The sequence below is a fragment of the Sphaerospermopsis aphanizomenoides BCCUSP55 genome (genome assembly GCF_001586785.1).
Classification (GTDB): Bacteria; Cyanobacteriota; Cyanobacteriia; order Cyanobacteriales; family Nostocaceae; genus Sphaerospermopsis_A; species Sphaerospermopsis_A aphanizomenoides_A.
Genome location: NZ_LUFH02000003.1, coordinates 47,980 through 67,375, shown reverse-complemented (window position 1 = coordinate 67,375; position 19,396 = coordinate 47,980). Strand labels below are relative to the sequence as shown.

The window sequence follows — 19,396 nt, the reverse complement described above, 5'->3', positions numbered from 1 at the left end:
CCTAGTATATGAATCCAAAAATCTCAAATCTAAAATCCAAAATTGGATGACGCTAATTTTTTGGTATTTGCTCCCCCAATATACTGAAGCACATAAAAAAAATGGCTCTGTTGTTTACAGAACCACCAATCTTTTGACAAAATTTAATGAAATTACCGTGCTTGACCGTGAGCAGAAGCAGCATCAATGGGTTTCATCAGGTATAGGCTTAGTAACTGCCAACCATGAGATACGTAAATTGGCAATTTTTGGAATAATTGCAGGAATTTAGGAGTATTAGAGTTAGAAATTGCTGCCAATTTTTCATTATTTTTGACACACACATCCAAACGTTCGTAAAACTCTGGATTATCCACATCTAACATGACTGGGAAGACCCGGCCAGCGTTTTCATTGGTCTTCTTAATCACATAAATGTCATATTCCCGTGCATCCAAACCAATGGAAGCATAGAAATCTTTACGCTGAATGTCATTGAGATACATTGTAGCAAATACCGACAATAGGAAGAACCGACTCCATAGTTTAGCCTTCCAATCATTCAGCATTTGGGGTTGCGCTCTCATGATGGCATCAAAGAAGTCACCATGACGGTTTTCATCCTGACACCAATTTTCAAAGAAGCGGAAAATTGGATAAATTCTATCTTCAGGATGGGATTCTAAATGGCGATAAATGGTGATATAGCGCCAATAACCAATCTTCTCAGAAAGATAAGTTGCGTAGAAGATGAATTTGGGTTTAAAGAAGGTATAACTACGGCTCTTAGTTAAAAACCCTAAATCTAGAGACAGATTAAAGTCTGACATTGCTTTATTCAAGAAGCCAGCATGACGCGCTTCGTCCCGTGACATCAGGTTAAAGCATTCTGCCAAGACAGGGCTTTTATCCTTCAAACGGCGGCCGAGTTCTTTGTACAGCAAAAAGCCGGAAAATTCCGCAGTGCAGGAACGTTCCAGAAATTCAATGAACAATTGACGAGTGTTCCCATCAATATGATCCCAGGATTGTTCAAACTCGGCATCCCTAACAAAGTGATGGCGGTTGTAGTCAACCCGAAATTCTTCGAGGATGGCTCTTAACTCGTCTTCGTTGACGGAGATATCCATCTGCGCCATTTCATCAAAATCTGTTGTGTAAAACCGGGGTGTTAACAGGGTTTCCTTAGAGGGGACTTTGACCCCAGGACGCATTTCTTCAAAGCCTGGTTTTTTTAGGGAATCTACCATGTCTTGATTGCTCTTTTGTCTTTCTTATTTTGAACTAAGGACAATAATTACATTTGTATGAAATCCAGTGTACCAATGTCTAGATGAGAAAAAGGCAAATAAAACGTTAAGAGTTGCAACAAATCTTTAGTTATTGCGGAATCACGATTTGCAAATTGGTATTTAGCGAAGATCACCGATGCCAGTCTTGAGGTTGGTAGTTAAATTAATATGAGTATTAATCGTTTTAAATACAAAAATAGATAGACAACACAAAGGTGATAAAAATATGAATACACAGAATACACAAAACAATTCTAATAAAGACCGTCTTGTTGCTTCATATATATTGTGTGCTGCTGGTTTTTTGGGTGTTGGTGGTTTACACCGCTTATACAACGGCAAGATTGGAACAGGTTTATTGTGGTTTTGCACTTTCGGTCTATTTTACATAGGACAGATTGTCGATTTACTGCTGATTCCGGGAATGGTAGACGAATATGAACAAAATTTGCGGCTGAAAGCAGGTTTATCGCCTTTGGGTTTACCACTAAATCAACCAATTGTTAATTCCCAAGTTTACCGTCCCACTGGCGACCAACTGATAGTTAAATTGCTGGAAGCCGCAGACAGCAAGGGCGGTTATTTAACCGTAACTCAAGGTGTCAAGGCTACTGGTGCTAGTTTTGCAGAAGTGGAAAAGGCCCTAACAGAAATGATGAAATCTGGTTATGCCAGAATAGATAACGACCCCGTTACAGGAGCCGTTACTTACCATTTCCACGAGTTGTAAATAACTATTGACCACTGACTACTGACTACTGACCACTGACCAATAATTAATTTCTACCTAGCCACTTTTGACCATTTAAACGGTAGACTAAGCGCGATACCAGTAAATCAAGGGTAGTTTTGCGTTCATCTATTAAGAAAGATTCCAGGGTACTCGGTTTTTTACCTTCGTTACAAGAAAATCCCTTTTGACCTTGAATATCTGCATCGGGGAAATATACGTTAAACTGCCGCTGTCCGCTTTGCCAAGAGCCGATAATTTGCCAGCATTCTTCAGCAGAGTCAAACCCAACAATAGGATATTTCTGCTTGGCAAAAGTCAGGTTTACGTCTGGTACTCCTTCCTGAGCGATCGCCTTTTGTAAAGCTGGTAAGTATTCTTGCTGAATAAACTCTTCAAACGGTTTATCTTCCACAGCGGGGGCTTTTTCTTTCTTGGCCGCAGGTTTAGCAGCAGGTTTTTCGGTTTCCGCTAGATTTTGATTAGTTTCTTCTGCCATTTCTGAGGTTAATCCTTTGTTTAGCTTTTAGATTTGTTGCTAGAACTAGCTCGTCTTGGAGTAGTCAGTCATTTTTATTTTGACATAGGATGTCTAATCACAGCATCAAGAAAAGTGTAATATCTCCATTTGGATTTCTATCTATAAATTTAGTTTGACTAACAACCTTGAGAGTAAATTTGTGCTACGCGATCGCCTTTTTTAATCCGAACACACTTAGTAAACATTAGTAAACAATGATTTGGGTTTAGTTCAATCACCTAATTTTTGAAGATAACAACAGAAAAATCATGAACAATCAAACAATTGATTATACAAATTTGCAACAATATTTAGCTGATAAAAATTGGTAAGAAGCTGATATAGAAACTCAAAAACTTATCTTTTCCTTTCATCAAAAAACTCTAGATTTAGCAGCTTTATTCAGAGATAATGAGATAGATGATCAGATAAGACAAAAACCAATAGAAGCCGTGCGAGAATATCTTGTATCTAGTCTTCAAACTATTGATCAACTTTGGCAAGAATATAGTCATAATCATTTTGGGTTTACTATTCAAAAACAAGTGTATGAAGAAATAAAAATATTAGTCAATAACTAATTTGCTACCAGTCATCAGAATTGGCATCAAAATTAAACGCAGATAAAAGCAGATAAACGCAGATAATAACGGATGACTTAGAGTTTTTTATATTTGTTGCATATCTGTTATTATCAATTTTGTTTGAGTCAGATAACAGAGAATAATTTTTCTAGGAGCTAAAATGGGTAAGAAATATGATGTTTATGGTGTGGGTAATGCTTTGGTAGATATAGAATATGAAGTATCTCCAGAGTTGCTAGAAAAGTTAAACATTGATAAAGGTGTAATGACTCTCCTAGATGAAGAAGGTCAAAATCTGATCTTGGAAAATCTCAAAAATCTCCATTGTCATAAAAGTTGTGGAGGTTCAGCAGCAAACACAATAGTAGCTATTAGTCAACTGGGAGGCAAAACTTTTTATTCCTGTAAAGTTGCTAATGATGAATTTGGAGAATTTTACATTCAAGATTTACTTAATTGTCAGGTAGATACTAACTTAAAAAATGCTGACCTGCAAGCAGGAATTACTGGTAAATGTTTGGTATTAGTCACTCCTGATGCTGATCGTACCATGAATACATTTTTGGGAATTACAGGAGAATTTTCTACTCAGGAATTAGTTCCAGAAGCGATCGCAGATTCAGAATATTTATATATTGAAGGCTATTTAGTCACATCTCCCACAGGTAAAGCAGCCGCTATCCAAGCTAGAGACATAGCTAAAAATGCCGGAGTTAAAACCACCATGTCCCTGTCTGATTACAACATGGTAAAATTCTTCAAAGATGGTCTATTAGACATCATTGGACCTGGTTTAGATTTCATTTTTGCTAACGAAAGTGAAGCATTGGGTTTAGCAGAAACAGAAGATTTTCAGGTAGCTGTAGATAAACTGAAAATTCTCAGCAATAAATTTGCTATTACTCGTGGCCCTAAAGGTTCTTTAGTCTTTGATGGGGAAAAATTAATTGAAATAGCTACACCTCAAGTTCATGCTGTCGATACAGTAGGTGCAGGTGATATGTATGCAGGAGCTTTTCTTTATGGTATTACCCACGGTATGAGCTATGAAGCAGCAGGAAAATTAGCATCCACCGCAGCTTCTAAAATAGTTACAACCTACGGTCCAAGATTAAAAACCGAAGAGTTAAAGGCATTATTGACCGCTTAATGGGAAATTGGGAGATGGATAAAATTAATTTTGGATTTTGCGCTTTGCCAAAAAAATCTCCCTCTCTCCCTGCTATTTTCAGGATTAGTATTTAGCTGACTACTGACAGCTGAATACTAATCTCAACCACCCGCAACAGCAGGAACTATACTTACTTCATCACCATCTTTCAGGGGAGTTGCTGTAAGTTGTAAAAAGCGGATATCCTCACTGTTTACATACAAGTTCAAAAAGCGACGTGGTTTTCCTTCTTCATCACACAAACGCGCTTTAATACCCGGACAAACTTGTTCTAAAGAATCGAATAATTCAGCGATGTTGCTACCACTGCATTCTAAGACAGCTTGATTATTTGTAAATTTTTGCAGAGCAGTGGGAACTAAAACGGTTACGGCCATAGTTAATTATCAGGTGTCAGTTATCAGTTATCAGTTATCAGCGGTCATTGATTATCCATTGTTTTGCTAATCACCAATGACCACTGGCTCAGGACTAAACAAGAACTTGTTGCCATTCCAGGCGATCAAGTGTACGGGATCTTTCTAGCGCCCGTTCAAAACTATCAAGTTTGGCATCAATAGTCAAAGGTTCACCAACGTAGCCTTGAACCGCTTCTTGGGTTTTCAACCCGTTACCAGTGATGTAAACAACTGTAGTTTCATCTGGATCAATTTTGCCAGCTTCTACCAATTTTTTCAGTACGGCGATGGTTGTACCACCTGCGGTTTCTGTGAATATGCCTTCGGTTTCTGCCAGCAGCTTAATACCTTCGATAATTTCTGCATCATTTACTGATTCAATATTACCGTTGGTCTTTTGAGCTATTTCTACAGCATAAACCCCATCGGCTGGGTTGCCAATAGCAATAGATTTAGCGATGGTGTTAGGTTTAACCGGTTGAATAAAGTCTCTTCCTTCTTTAAAGGCTGTAGCGATGGGGGAACATCCTTCTGCTTGTGCGCCACTGAAGCGGACATTTTTGCCTTCTACTAAACCAACTTCTACAAATTCGTTGAAACCTTTATAAATCTTGGTGAACAGAGAACCAGAAGCTAAAGGTGCAACTATATGATCTGGTAGTTCCCAACCTAGTTGTTCTGCTACTTCAAAGCCTAATGTTTTAGAACCTTCGGAATAATAGGGACGAAGATTAATATTGACAAAACCCCAACCGTGTGTATTAGCAACTTCTGAACAGAGACGGTTGACTTGATCGTAATTGCCTTTTACAGCCATGAGGGTAGGGCTGTAGATTAAACTACCCAGGACTTTACCAGCTTCTAAATCTGCGGGAATGAATACACAGCAATCTAAACCAGCATGGGCAGCGATCGCAGCGGTAGAATTTGCTAAGTTGCCGGTACTAGCGCAGGAAACAGTGGTAAAACCTAATTCTCTCGCTCTGCTCAGTGCCACAGACACCACCCGATCCTTAAAGCTTAGGGTGGGCATATTCACGGCATCATTTTTAATATAAAGTTTATTTAAACCCAGGCGACGGGCAAGACGGTGGGAACGAACCAGGGGAGTCATTCCAGTTCCCACATCTATATAGTTGTCGGTAGCAACGGGTAAAAAGTGACGGTAGCGCCAAATAGAGTTAGGACCTGCTTCAATAGTTTCTCGACTGACAGACTGACGCAAAACCTCATAGTCATATTTGACTTCCAGCGGACCAAAGCATAACTCACAAACATGACTAGCTTGGAGTTCGTATTCCGCGCCACATTCTTTACACTTTAATGCTTTCAATATAGAAGTGTTGGCTGTGTTTAAGTTTGCGATTGCCTGAGTCATAAACTAGCTTTCCCCGTGTATCCGTCAACTTTGGACTGATAGTAGCACGAGCCAAAATACTCGTCAAACATACCCGACTATTTTTGTCGGATATGGTTTAGGGAACAGGGAACAGGGAACAGATATAGATAGATCAATCCAAAATCCAAAATCCAAAATCCAAAATCCAAAATTATCCACCGCTAACAGGTGGAATGAGGACGACTTCATCACCGTCTTTTAAAGGTGTGTCTGGTTCAACAAAAATCAAATTAATGCCAAAGCGGGTAACATCACGCCATTTGACCAATTCTGGATGTTCTGTGATGCAGCGATCGCATATCATTTTTACTGGTGTACCATGAGGAAATTGCAGCACTAGTTCAGTCAGTCCATAGGCTTCTTGATAAGCAGCAAACAATTTAACGGTTACGGTAATTAAAGATTCACACATACAATTTTTAGTACACCCTGGTTAATCTCAAATTCATTAAAAGAAGTGGAATGCAAGCCGAATTCAATTTTTTTCAGCACTGGTATCCTCTCTCACCAATAGAAGACCTTGATCCAGAGCGTCCAGTTCCCGTAACTCTTCTAGGAATACGTTTAGTGATCTGGAAACCCAGAAATTCTGACAACTACGGGGTATTTTTAGATCAATGTCCTCATCGTTTAGCACCCTTAAGTGAAGGTCGCGTTGACGACAAAACAGGGAATTTAATGTGTAGTTATCACGGTTGGCAATTTGACCCTCAAGGTAAGTGTACTCACATTCCCCAAGCAGAAAATCCGGGAATTCTCACTAAAAATCCAGAAAATTTCTGTGTAGTTTCCCTACCAGTGCGTCAGGAAAATGATTTACTTTGGGTCTGGCCTGATGCAAAATCACCAGAACTAGCTGCAACTACACCCTTACCTTTGTCACCACAAATAGATGCTAACAAAGGTTTTGTTTGGAGTAATTTAGTCCGTGATTTAGAATATGATTGGCAAACTTTGGTGGAAAATGTAGCTGATCCTAGTCATGTTCCTTTTGCTCATCATGGGGTACAGGGTAATCGAGATAAAGCAACACCAATACCTATTAATGTTATCCAATCTACAGCAAATTTAATTGAAGTTTCTATTGCTAGAGGTTTGCCAACAACAATCTCTTTTGAACCACCTTGTCGGTTAGAATATGCTATTACTATTGGTGGCACTCAAAAAAAATTAGGATTAATAGTTTATTGTGTACCAGTTTCTCCAGGTAAATCGAGAATTGTAGCCCAGTTTGCCCGGAACTTTGCTAAAAATATCCACTATCTTACACCCCGTTGGTGGGATCACATCACAAACCGCAATGTGGTTTTAGATGGAGATATGATTTTACTGAATCAGCAAGAGTTTTTACTGCAACAAAAACAAGAAAGTGAAAGTTGGAAAACTGCCTATAAATTACCTACAAGCGCAGACCGTTTAGTAATTGAATTTCGGACTTGGTTTGATAAATATTGTCAAGGCCAGCTACCTTGGCGTGAGGTAGGAATTAGCAATCCAGAAAGTAAAATTAATGATAACCGTGCCGTAATGTTGGATCGTTACAGACAACATACCCAACATTGTAGTAGTTGTCGTAATGCACTAAAAAATTTCCAAAGATTACAAATGCTGCTTTTGTCATATTTTGTAATTGCTGTTTCTGGTGTGGCAATTCTTCCTGATGAGTTGCGGATTAAGGTAGGGTTGCCATTAATCATTACCGCACTTTTAGGAATGGGAGTTTATTCTTGGTTAAAACTTTGGCTGATTCCCAAATTTTACTTTGTGGATTATATTCATGCCGAAAGATAGGTGATCAATGAATAATTGACAATTGATTATTGACAATTAGTTACTCTAAAATTTAATTCCCAAACGTTCAAAATCTCGCTGGACTTCGTTAAACAGAGCTTTATTGTGAGGGTCTGTTTTTAAAGCCTTTTTCAGATAGATTCTCGCTTTCGGTAATTGTTTTTCACCAATTAAAGCCCTTCCCCAGATTTGATAGGCGATCGCTTGCCATTGACGTACTTCCTGATCTGCTGGCAATCTTGCGGCTAAGGCTTCAACGAGAGCGATCGCTTGGGGAAACCGTTTTTCTTGTAAAAACCGCTGTAATTGCTCATAAGTCTTCCACTTTAACCGTTGTTCTATGTCCTCTACCGATGGTGGATGAGGCATCACAGTTGTTTTTGAGGGTGACTCCTGGGATATTACCTCCGTCTGACTGCCCACAGAAGCTGATGAAGTAGATGAACTGTGTGATTTTGGGGCTATTTCCTCTGGTGGTACTACCGTTTGTAGGAGTTTGTAAGCCTCAGTCAAGGCAATAAATTTTTCTTTAGATTTTTCATCATCCGGGTTGATATCAGGATGGTATTGCTGCACCAGTCGGCGGTAAGATGCCTTGATTTCAGCAAAAGAGGCTCCCGACCTTAAACCCAATAAACGGTAGCAATCTCCAAGATCCATATTGATTTGCTCCAATTCAAAATTCAAAATTAAAAATTCAAAATTAAGAATTCCCACTTTTGAACTTTCAACTTTGAATTTTGAATTTATTTTCCCTTTTTAGATACGTTCTTCAATCACACGGTCAATTAAACCATATTCCTTGGCTTCTTGAGCCGACATGAAAAAGTCCCGATCCATGTCTTTTTCAATTTTGGACAAAGGTTGACTAGTGTTATCAGCATAAATCTGATTTAGCTGACTGCGAATTCGCAGAATCTCCCTAGCTTCAATTTCGATATCAGAAGCTTGTCCGCGAGTACCACCGGATGGTTGGTGAATCATAATCCGGGAGTGAGGTAAAGCCAAGCGTTTGCCCTTGGTGCCTGCTGCTAACAGGAAAGATCCCATTGAGGCTGCTAACCCAACGCATATAGTAACAACATCAGATTTGATGTGTTGCATGGTGTCATAAATCGCTAATCCAGATGTCACCATCCCACCGGGGGAATTGATGTATAAGTAAATGTCCTTACCTGGATCATCGGAATCCAAATAAAGCATGACGGCAATAATCTGGTTAGCAATTTCGTCATCCACATCCCGTCCCAAGAAAATAATTCTTTCCCGGTAGAGGCGGTCATAGATGCTAATCCAATCTGTATATTGTCCTCCGGGCATCCGGTAAGGAACTTTAGGAACGCCTATAGGCATTTTTACGACTCCAGTTTTAATTTATTAAGGGAACAGGGAACAGGGAACAGGGAACAGGGAACAGTAGAAGAAAGGAAAATACGGTTTTGCCTTCTTGCTGTCACCTGTCACCTGTCACCTGTCACCTTCTTAAAGCACACTTGCAGGGAGTGGAGGGTTGGCGAGTTCTTCTTTTTCAAACACGCGGTCGATTAAACCGTACTCCTTGGCTTGGTAAGGAGTCATGTAGAAGAGGCGATCCATATCTTTGGTGATTTTTTCTGGTGCTTGTCCTGTGGTGCGAGACAGAATATCCACCATTGATGCTTTGTTTGCCAAAACTTCTCTAGCTCGAATTTGAATATCCGTTGCTTGCCCTTGGGCGTAGCTCTTGGGTTGATGCAGGATAATAGAAGAGTTGGGTAAACTAGCACGACAACCCTTTGTACCAGCACTTAACAACATCGCCGCCATACCCATAGCCGAACCGATACAGATGGTGTGGATGGGTGGCTTAATGTATTTCATGGTGTCAAAGATGGCAAAAGCTTCGGTTTCAAAACCGATAGGTTCGCCACTGTAACCAGAAGTACCAGTAGAGTTGATGTAGATTTTAATTGGTTTTTCTGGGTCGTCGGATTGTAAAAATAGCAATTCAGCGATGATCAATTCCGTGACAGCAGGAACTAATGGCATCCCCAGATAAACTATTCGCTCTTTTAGGAGTAAAGAAGGTAAATCTGGTGGCGGTGTTCGGTAGAAGTTATCGCCGTAATAGGGGGCTTGCACAGCCTTGATGGGGGAAATGTCCATAGCAACTGAATCGCCTGAAACTATGCCGTTAACTGTATTACATCCTAGCGCGATGCTTGGGTGATTTAAGGTGTGGATTTCTCGCTGATGGTCAAGAAAAGTTGATTGGCAGAAATATGTCCTGACTTCCAACAGTCAAAGACATGAAGTTTACATTTCTTTTATAAGTAACTCATGTTCGCATCTGTTACTCTTGGATATGTAATTTTACTCAAAAATATAGTAATTTTGAACATACTTTTGAATTACTGGCTGGAGACTAAAGAGAAATTCGCCGTTTTCCAGATTTTTCTCAATCAGCGATCGCATCACTAAAGATTCCAGCACTGCGATGATTTGGGACTTAGGTATGTTTTGAGCGAAAAATATATATAAACGCGCAAAGTTCACTGGTTCTTTGATATTAGCTAAACATTGGATTAGTTGTTTTTCTAAATAAGATAATCTGGCAAATTGTTGATCTAAGATATCTGCTATTTGCCCAATAAATAGAGTATTTTCTGCTAAAAAATCCCCCGTCTTACCATTAAATAATTCTAAAATCATTGTCGCTACTATTTTTAATGCTAAAGGATTACCTCGATATAATTTAATTAGTGTTTCCCAATTCTCCGCTTCGGTTAATCCTCTGTTTATAAATATTGCCTTAGCTGGCTCAATTGCTAAACCTTGAAGTTGTAATAAGCGGACAGGACTATTATTGCCTGCTAAAAAACCAATTTCTCTAGGAGTTTCAATACTCGTTAATAATAGACAACTTTGATGTTCTGATGTACTGACTTGTTTGAATAAATTACTATATTGTTCATATCCCTGACGATACTTACCCGCTAAACTATCTGAAGCAAAGAGATTTTCCACACCATCCAAAATAATTAAACACCGATGCGATCGCAACTGATCCAATAGATTGTTAATAGACAGAGCCAAATGTTGCTGAGGTGCAAGTAAATCAAGAATTTCTCTCAAAATATTTTCTAATGTCGGGGAATTTTCTAGAGAAAGCCAAATAATATGTTCAAATCTAGTTTCTTGATTCATTGCTAAATCTTTGGTTAGATTTCTGGTTAATGTAGTTTTACCCATTCCTCCCATTCCAGAAATTACTACCAACCTAGATTTATCTTGTAAAATCCATCTTTGCAAAATCTCTAATTCTTCATCACGGCCGAATATTTCCAAATCAGAAACATTTTGCCAATTTTGTACAGAAATAGTATTAACTAATTTCATTGGCTTCACGAATTCAACGGGTTTCTCTAACTGAGTTAAAAAATTTTCCTGTGGCAAATTCTCCATGACTATCTGTAAATTTTTTTTCACTACATTTACTCCTAAAACTTCAGAAATTTTTTTCCATAATTCCGGGGCAATATTAGTCTTGATATAAGCAGAAGAATATCCCGCAATTTTCATGTCTTTATATTCTTTACCTTCCCAGCTTTGTCGAATAATTTCTTGTTCAAGAGGGGTCAAGGGTATTTTGTACTGGGTAGCAAATAATTTATTTAAAAAGCTTAATGTTTGTTCAAGATTCATAGCTAAATTTAACCTTGTGTTGATATCTGTTATTAGTATTAATTTTATATACAAATCTGTATTAACACCTGAACTTTCTGTATTTACTTATAACTGTGTTTGTGATTATGATGAATTTAGAAGTGTCAGCATGAATGTAAAAATACCTAATTAAAAGGTATTACAACGATCATACGACCCAATCCCCTGTTAATTTCCCTATTGTGATGACTAGAGTGATCAAGGTTTTAGATTGAGGTGTGTAAGTCATAGGATTTTGGATTTTGGATGTAAGGATTTCGGAATGATTCTACGGATCAATCCGGGGGCTTGTAGCATCAAGGAATAATTTGTCAATTTAGATCAAATGTACCTAAATTTGCGATCTATATCCAGAATCTGGCATTGATACTGGCAAATAGTTATGTCACGATTGTGCAAAGTTACAGTGTCACAAAAGATGTGTGAATAAATTGTGACATAAATTCTTGCTAGTAATACTTCTAAAACCATCACTAGTTGAGTGCAGTTTGAATTCTCCGATGAGTACAAACTGCAAATATTCAGACAGGCATTTACCTAATTAATCAATTCTATGAACAGTATAATCAAACCATTACTCGATTTAACCCATGAAAAACTCAGCAAATTTGCGAATTTAGAAGACTTTTGGCAACAGTTAGATACTTTATTTGGTGGACAATACGACCGTACAGTTGCAGTTAATCTGCGTTCTCAGTGGCAGGCAGGTGATTTTAGTCAACTGCCCAAAGTGGAAGTCACAATTAGCGATAGTCTTGACAGTGCTAATAGTATATATGCCAGCAGCAGCAATACGATTTATCTCTCAGCTAGTTTTGTTGCTAATAGTACGCCGCAAGCTATTAGTACAGTTCTATTAAGTGAAATTGGCAGTTTTGTTAATACTCAAATTAATCAGACTGGTAGTGGAAATCAAGGATCGACTTTTGCTGAGTATGTGCAAGGTAAAAGTCTGAATCTTCAAGGCTTAGACAATAGTAATACAATTGTTCAACAAGGTGGAAAAGCTACATACCACAATCCATCCTCCTTGATGATTTGTTCCTGTCCTGCTTGTACAACAGCACCTCCTAATCAAAAAGGAACATTAAGTTCATCGAACACTAGTCCACAGGAAGCCACTTCAGTTGCATCTGGAGATTATCGCATTGACTCACTTTTAGGAGGCTACAAGTGGGGAGTTACAACCATCTCCTACAGTTTTTATTCTGGAGGCTCTTACTATGGCAGTGAAGCAGGGTTAGCTCCTGTCAGTGAAGCTGTTAAAAATAATGTTCGCACAATTCTGCAAAATGCGATCGCTCCACTAATTAACGTCAATTTTGTTGAAGTTAGCGACTCTGTCTCTAGTTATGGTCAAATTCGCTATCTTCTTTCTACTGATCCTGGCTATGCCTATGCTTACTATCCATTTTCAACCGATACGAATCAGGGGAATAGTAATGACGTAGCAGGTGATGTATTTTTTAACTCTAGCTATGATAATAGTGCTGATACCAATGGAATTCAGGGCGGTCCAGGTACTCATGGATATCAGACTATAATCCATGAAACTCTCCATGCTATAGGTCTCAAACATCCCGGTAACTATAACGGTAGTGGTGCAGGAGATCCTCCTTACCTTCCTTATGGTGAGGACAATTGGGATAACAGCCTAATGACATACAACTTCTATTCTGGCGCTGAACCTAGCACCCCAATGGCTTATGATGTCATGGCTTTGCAATATCTCTATGGAGCAAAATCATTCAATTCCACCAACACTACTTATACCTTTACCTATACTGATCTATATTCAGATGGAGTGCGAACTGTTGGTAGCTCAACTATTGATAATAAAATCACAATTTGGGATAGTGGCGGAACAGACACTTTAAATTTTGCTGGATTGGGATTTAATGCTACTGGTTATCGCTTTGACCTGAATGCAGGTGGATGGTTGTCAACGCAAACAGCTTTCAATGGCACAGGATACAACGTCACAGCGGGTCCGCCTGTTAGTTATACCAGTGGTACAACTTACCAGGCTACAACTAGTGGTACAAGACTTGCTTACGGAGTAACAATTGAGAATCTCATTAACTCTTCCAGTAATGATTACATTATTGCCAACTCGGCGGCAAATGTGTTCAATGGTTACGGTTTTGCAACTGCTACTGGTAATGACACCATAGAGGGTGCAAACAATTTAGATATCCTCAACTTATCAGCTTTTACTTCTGCCAGTGTTACCCAAACCCAAAGCGGAAACAACTTAGTGCTGGGACTAGGATCTGGACGTTCTGTCACAGTCAAAGATTACTATCTTGTAGCTGCTTCTAATCGTCTAAATATTCTGTTTTCTAATTCCAATACCCTATCCATCGCCAAAACAACTGACGGATCAGAAACAGGGCCTGCTAGTAGCGTCTTTACCCTCACCCGCACAGGCGACCTGACAGCATCCTTAAACGTCAGTTATACTCTCAGTGGTACGGCTACAGTTGGTTCAGACTATACCAATCCCCAGGCAGGAACTGTTACCTTCGCCGCTGGTGCAGCGACAACTACCATTACCTTACCTACTATTAATGATGCTGTAGTCGATCCTAACGAAACCATCAGCGCCACCATTACATTACCTAGTGGTTACATTATCGGTGGTTCTGACACAGCTACTGCCACAATTACTGACAATGATATTCCCCCAACTATCACCCTAGCCGTATCACCTGCAAGTGTGGCTGAAGATGGAATACCTAACCTTGTTTATACCTTCACCAGAACTGGAAGCACCACTTCTGCCCTAACCGTTAACTTCACCGTTGCTGGTTCAGCCACTTTCAATACTGACTACACCCAAACCGGAGCCGCTAGTTATAGTTCTACTACCGGAACTATAACCTTTGCCGCAGGTTCTAGCACAGCCACTTTAACAGTTAACCCCACTGCTGATACGGTTTTGGAAAGTGATGAAACTGTTAGCCTCAGTCTTGCCAGTAACACTTCCTATACCATCGGTACAACAAATGCGGTAGTAGGTACTATCACAAATGATGAAGTAGTAACTTACACAACTTTTAGTAACACCGCCGCTATTTCCATACTTGATGCAACCGCTGGCAGTCCCTATCCTTCAACCATAAATGTTTCAGGTGTCAGTGGCAATCTTGCCAATCTCAGAGTCACCCTCACCAACCTCAGCCATACTTATTCAGATGACATTGATATCCTACTAGTCGGACCAACTGGAGCTAAAGCTATCTTAATGTCAGATGCAGGTGGATCTGCTGGTCTGAGCAACGTTACATTGGTATTCGATCCATTTGCAACAGAAGCTCTATCAGATTCACTACAGCTGACAAGTGGTACTTATCGACCAGTAGATTATGAAACTGGAGATACCTTCAACTCTCCCGCCCCCATTGGTCCTTACGGTACAGATTTTTCCGTGTTTAACAACACCAATCCCAACGGGAATTGGAGCCTCTACGTTATGGATGACGTGGGTGGTGATGTGGGGACAATTGCCGGAGGTTGGTCACTCTCCATCGGAACCTTGACTTTACCCAACATCACCCTAGCAGTAGCTCCCAGCAGCGTACTAGAAGATGGAACAACTAACCTGGTTTATACCTTCACCAGAACCGGAAGCACTACCTCTGCCCTCACAGTCAATTTTGCCGTTGCTGGTTCAGCCACTTTCAGTACAGACTACACCCAAATCGGTGCCACAAGTTTCTCCCCAACAACAGGTAGCATTACTTTTGCTGCGGGTGCAAGTACCGCAACTCTGACAATTGACCCCGTAGCAGATACCACAGTTGAGAGTAATGAAGTTGTTGCTTTAACACTCGCTTCTAGCACAGCTTACACCGTGGGAACAACCACCGCTGTCACCGGAACGATTATTGATGATGAAGCGAGTACCCTATCTATTGTCAAAACCACAGATGGCGCAGAAGCAGGACTGGTTGGTAGCGTCTTTACCCTCACCCGTACAGGCGACCTCACATCAGGCTTGAATGTCAGCTATAGTCTCAGTGGTACAGCTACAGTTGGTTCAGACTATACTAATCCCCAGGCAGGAACAGTCACCTTTGCCGCAGGTTCAGCTACAGCTACCATTACCTTACCTACCATTGATGATGCGGTTGTAGACGCTGCTGAAACCGTTATCGCCAACATTACTGCACCTACTGGTTACACTATCAGTGGTTCTAACACTGCTACTGCCACAATTGCCGATAACGATGCTGTAGCGACATCCATTACCTTAGCTCTAGCCCCCACAAGCGTACTAGAAGATGGAACAACCAACCTAGTTTATACCTTTACTAGAACCGGAAGCACCACCTCTGCTCTAACGGTGAACTTTACGGTTACTGGTTCAGCCACCTTCAATACAGACTACACCCAAGCTGGTGCCACAAGTTACACGTCAACAACTGGAACAATTACTTTTGCTGCGGGTGCAAGTACAGCAACTCTCATCATTGACCCCACAGCAGATACCATCATTGAAAGTAATGACACTGTTAATATAAAGATAGCCGCAGGAACTGGTTATACCATTGGTACGACATCGGGTGTAATTGGAACAATTACCAATGATGATTCCTCTACCGTTACCCTCGCAGTCGCTCCCGGTAGCGTTAACGAAGATGGCACAACTAACCTGGTTTATACCTTCACCAGAACCGGAAGCACTACCTCTGCCGTAACCGTTAACTATACAGTTGGAGGTACAGCCACCTTCAATACAGACTATACTCAAACTGGTGCAGCAACTTTCACGGGGACGACTGGAACTATTACCTTTGCTGCGGGTTCTACAACAGCAACTCTCACTGTTGACCCAACCGCAGATACCACTGTTGAGAGTAATGAAACCGTTGCTTTAACACTTACTGCTGGTACTGGTTACACCGTTGGTACAGCCACTGCTGTTACCGGAACAATTACCAATGATGATAATCTGGGTACAATCTCCATTGTCAAAACCATAGATGGAGCAGAAACAGGATCTGTTGGTAGCGTCTTTACCCTCACCCGCACAGGCGACCTCACAGCAGCCTTGAATGTCAGCTATAGTCTCAGTGGTACAGCTACAGTTGGTTCAGACTATACCAATCCCCAGGCAGGAACAGTCACCTTTGCCGCAGGTTCAGCTACAGCTACCATTACCTTACCTACCATTGATGATGCTGTTGTCGATGCTAATGAAACTGTCACTGTTACGATTACTCCTCCTACTGGCTATACAATAGCCTCTTCACAGACAGTAATCTCAGCAGTAGATACAGGCTGGTATAACAATTCAGGCTACCACGATCCAGGTAATACTAACTATATTATTGGTGACTACTCTGCATCGTTGTACCGAAACTGGATGGCATTTAATCTGCCAACCTTTTCCCAACCTGTTGTTTCCGCCCAGCTGAAAATCAACACTTACGAATTTGCAAGTGGGGATGCCAGTGAGACTTATGAGTTGCGGGATGTAACTACCGCTGTGAGTACCCTAATAGCTGGTGGCTCCGGGTTGACTGGCATTTACAACGACTTAGGTGATGGCACAATTTACGGTAGCCGTAACTTCACTACTGCTGATAACTATCAAATAGTTACTATTAACCTCAACTCAGCTTTAGTCAGCGCCCTGAATAGCAAGAGTGGTCAATCCTTTGCTATGGGAGGATTGATTTCAACCCTTGATAGCATTGTTAACACCGAGTATATCTATGGTGCCTCTTTTGGAGATCCAGGCACTAATGTGCAACTAGTTGTCACCTATGCTGGAGGATCAACGGCTACTGCCACCATTGCCGATAACGATACTGTGGCCACATCTGTCACCCTAGCAGTAGCCCCCACAAGCGTACTAGAAGATGGAATACCGAACCTGGTTTATACCTTCACTAGAACCGGAAGCACTACCTCTGCCCTCACCGTTAACTATACAGTTGGAGGTACAGCCACCTTCAATACAGACTACACCCAAACTGGTGCAGCAACTTTCACGGGGACGACTGGAACTATTACCTTTGCTGCGGGTTCTGCAACAGCAACTCTCACTGTCAACCCAACCGCAGATACCACCGTTGAGAGTAATGAAACCGTTGCTTTAACACTCGCTGCTGGTACTGGTTACACCGTTGGCACAACCACTGCTGTTACCGGAACAATTACCAATGATGATGGTTTATCTTTGCCAGTTATATCTATCAATGACATCATTGTTGTTGAAGGCAGAGATGGCAATGCTTTCCTCACTGTCAGCCTTAGTAGTCTCAGTAGCCAACCAGTCAGTGTCAACTATAGTCTGACACCTGTTAACGCTACTCCTGGTGTTGACTACACAAATCTAACTGGTACTTTGAATATTGCTGCTGGTAGTTCTTTGGGTACTATTGCTATTCCCATTCTGAATGACAACCTCAATGAACCAGATGAAGCTTTTACAGTAACCTTGTCTGGTGCTACTAATGCTACCATCAGTCCAGATGCGGGGATTGGAGAAGTCATTATTACTGATACCCTGCAAAGTTCTATTACCCGCACTTTACCCAGTGGTGTGGAAAATCTCAAACTCATTGGTACTGGTGTTATCAATGGTACAGGTAATACAGGCAATAACATCCTGACTGGTAATAGTGCCAATAATACTCTGTCAGGTCTTGACGGTAATGATAGCTATTCTTACCAGGCCAATAGTCCTTTGGGAGTTGACACTATTATCGAAACAGCGACTGGCGGAATTGATACTATTGACTTCAGTGGTACTACCAGCGCCGTCAGGGTCAATCTGGCTGTCACCACATCACAAACGGTCAATAGCAATCTGAAACTGATTCTCTCTGCCAATAACGTGATTGAAAACGCCACTGGTGGTACTGGAAATGACCGTCTCACTGGTAATACACTGGATAACACTTTGATTGGTGGTGACGGAAATGACCAACTGCTAGGGTCTGCCGGCAATGATACCCTCTGGGGAGGAGCGGGTGATGATAGTCTCACGGGTGGAGTTGGTAGTGATAAATATCTGTTCCAAAGTAGTGGGGTATTTACTAATGCGCTGGGTGTTGACTTTATTACCCTGTTTGAAGGGGGACTAGACCAGATTGTGTTGAGTAAAACTACTTTCAATGCCATTACTGACTCTGTAGGACAACCGTTAACAGATTTTGCAGTGGTCACTGATGATGAGTTTGTAGACGCTAGTAATGCTCGTATAGTCTTTAGTCAAAGCTCTGGTAGTTTGTTCTACAACCAAAATGGTAATGTTTTAGGTGGAGTGAGCGTGTTTGAGTTTGCTTATTTAGGTAATCCTGATGTTACCCTCAGTGGTAGTAATTTCAGTTTGGTTGCCTAAAAAATTCATTTGTAGGGAACAGATGACAGGTGATAGGTGAGAGTGTGAAAGGTGTTTTGGTATTTAGGTTTTATCATTCAGTTGATGTCCTAACCACCTTGACGATTGACTTTTTTCTCACTCTCCCCTCCTGACCGAAAACTGGGTTTTGGGTGTTGGGTCGTGTCAGGAATACCAGCAAAACAAGTGCTTTGGATTTAGAACCACCAGTTAAGCTGTCAATGCTTCGTTACAAATATTCAGAAAAGTATTCCCCGATGTTTACACAGCAGAGGAGATAGCGAGTGCAGCCGTTGCACCAATAAAGGTTATGCCTTTTTGACACTCTCCGACCTGAAGGTGCGGAGATTCTTGGTTCAACGAGTCCACTTAGACTAGATCCCTTGCGGTGTCTAACAAGGGAGGTGGTTCTCTCCCCAAGCGTTAACTTTCCCCCAGCGGGCGAGGTAGTTGCATCGCTGCAAATTTTG

The 19,396-nt window shown here is 40.9% G+C and carries 14 protein-coding genes; 5 read left to right on the top strand and 9 right to left on the bottom strand.

Annotation, left to right across the window (positions count from 1 at the left end; all coding sequences use genetic code 11):
- Nucleotides 1–152 precede the first annotated feature (152 nt).
- Nucleotides 153–1,229: a magnesium-protoporphyrin IX monomethyl ester (oxidative) cyclase gene (gene acsF, locus A0J48_RS01330; protein WP_200319596.1), complete on the bottom strand. Its 1,077-nt coding sequence runs from the start codon at nucleotides 1,227–1,229 to the stop codon at nucleotides 153–155.
- Nucleotides 1,230–1,497: 268 nt separating this feature from the next.
- On the opposite strand from acsF, the gene A0J48_RS01325 reads away from it, so the two are divergent.
- A complete protein-coding gene (locus A0J48_RS01325; RefSeq protein ID WP_200319594.1) occupies nucleotides 1,498–2,001 on the top strand; it encodes a TM2 domain-containing protein in 504 nt (167 codons plus the stop codon).
- 46 nt (nucleotides 2,002–2,047) lie between these two features.
- Here A0J48_RS01325 and A0J48_RS01320 read toward each other — a convergent pair whose 3' ends face one another.
- Entirely contained in the window at nucleotides 2,048–2,500 is a 453-nt protein-coding gene (locus A0J48_RS01320; protein WP_200319592.1) for a DUF2996 domain-containing protein, read from the bottom strand.
- Between the two features lie 473 nt (nucleotides 2,501–2,973).
- On the opposite strand from A0J48_RS01320, the gene A0J48_RS27355 reads away from it, so the two are divergent.
- Nucleotides 2,974–3,102 (top strand): GUN4 domain-containing protein, encoded by a 129-nt coding sequence (locus tag A0J48_RS27355; protein WP_200319590.1) that lies wholly within the window; start codon nucleotides 2,974–2,976, stop codon nucleotides 3,100–3,102.
- A gap of 163 nt (nucleotides 3,103–3,265) precedes the next feature.
- Nucleotides 3,266–4,255 (top strand): adenosine kinase, encoded by a 990-nt coding sequence (locus tag A0J48_RS01310; RefSeq protein ID WP_200319588.1) that lies wholly within the window; start codon nucleotides 3,266–3,268, stop codon nucleotides 4,253–4,255.
- 122 nt (nucleotides 4,256–4,377) lie between these two features.
- On the opposite strand, the gene A0J48_RS01305 is transcribed toward A0J48_RS01310, so the two are convergent.
- The 3 genes from A0J48_RS01305 to A0J48_RS01295 all read right to left on the bottom strand — a co-directional run bounded on the left by A0J48_RS01305 (nucleotide 4,378) and on the right by A0J48_RS01295 (nucleotide 6,485).
- The gene (locus A0J48_RS01305; RefSeq protein ID WP_200319586.1) at nucleotides 4,378–4,653 is read right to left on the bottom strand and encodes a MoaD/ThiS family protein; all 276 of its coding nucleotides are present in this window, start codon (nucleotides 4,651–4,653) and stop codon (nucleotides 4,378–4,380) included.
- Between the two features lie 94 nt (nucleotides 4,654–4,747).
- Entirely contained in the window at nucleotides 4,748–6,052 is a 1,305-nt protein-coding gene (gene thrC / locus A0J48_RS01300; protein WP_200319584.1) for a threonine synthase, read from the bottom strand.
- 172 nt (nucleotides 6,053–6,224) lie between these two features.
- Nucleotides 6,225–6,485, bottom strand: a complete 261-nt coding sequence (locus A0J48_RS01295; protein ID WP_200319582.1) for a MoaD/ThiS family protein — start codon at nucleotides 6,483–6,485, stop codon at nucleotides 6,225–6,227.
- A 50-nt stretch (nucleotides 6,486–6,535) separates the two neighbouring features.
- Here A0J48_RS01295 and A0J48_RS01290 point away from each other — a divergent pair, with 50 nt between their 5' ends.
- On the top strand, nucleotides 6,536–7,864 hold the full coding sequence (locus A0J48_RS01290) for an aromatic ring-hydroxylating dioxygenase subunit alpha (protein WP_200319580.1): 1,329 nt from the start codon (nucleotides 6,536–6,538) through the stop codon (nucleotides 7,862–7,864).
- Between the two features lie 45 nt (nucleotides 7,865–7,909).
- On the opposite strand, the gene A0J48_RS01285 is transcribed toward A0J48_RS01290, so the two are convergent.
- From A0J48_RS01285 to A0J48_RS01270, 4 genes are all read right to left on the bottom strand, one after another.
- On the bottom strand, nucleotides 7,910–8,524 hold the full coding sequence (locus A0J48_RS01285; protein WP_200319578.1) for a J domain-containing protein: 615 nt from the start codon (nucleotides 8,522–8,524) through the stop codon (nucleotides 7,910–7,912).
- A gap of 99 nt (nucleotides 8,525–8,623) precedes the next feature.
- The gene (locus A0J48_RS01280; protein ID WP_200319576.1) at nucleotides 8,624–9,217 is read right to left on the bottom strand and encodes an ATP-dependent Clp protease proteolytic subunit; all 594 of its coding nucleotides are present in this window, start codon (nucleotides 9,215–9,217) and stop codon (nucleotides 8,624–8,626) included.
- Between the two features lie 129 nt (nucleotides 9,218–9,346).
- Nucleotides 9,347–10,009 carry an ATP-dependent Clp protease proteolytic subunit gene (locus A0J48_RS01275; protein ID WP_200319574.1) on the bottom strand — a complete coding sequence of 221 codons (663 nt, stop codon included), beginning with the start codon at nucleotides 10,007–10,009 and terminating at the stop codon, nucleotides 9,347–9,349.
- Between the two features lie 207 nt (nucleotides 10,010–10,216).
- Nucleotides 10,217–11,548, bottom strand: coding sequence for an NB-ARC domain-containing protein (locus A0J48_RS01270; RefSeq protein WP_200319572.1), 1,332 nt, complete (start codon nucleotides 11,546–11,548; stop codon nucleotides 10,217–10,219).
- A 574-nt stretch (nucleotides 11,549–12,122) separates the two neighbouring features.
- Between A0J48_RS01270 and A0J48_RS01265 the strand changes: the two genes are divergently transcribed.
- Complete coding sequence (locus A0J48_RS01265) at nucleotides 12,123–18,926, top strand: Calx-beta domain-containing protein (RefSeq protein WP_200319570.1); 6,804 nt, start codon at nucleotides 12,123–12,125, stop codon at nucleotides 18,924–18,926.
- Nucleotides 18,927–19,396: the final 470 nt, after the last annotated feature.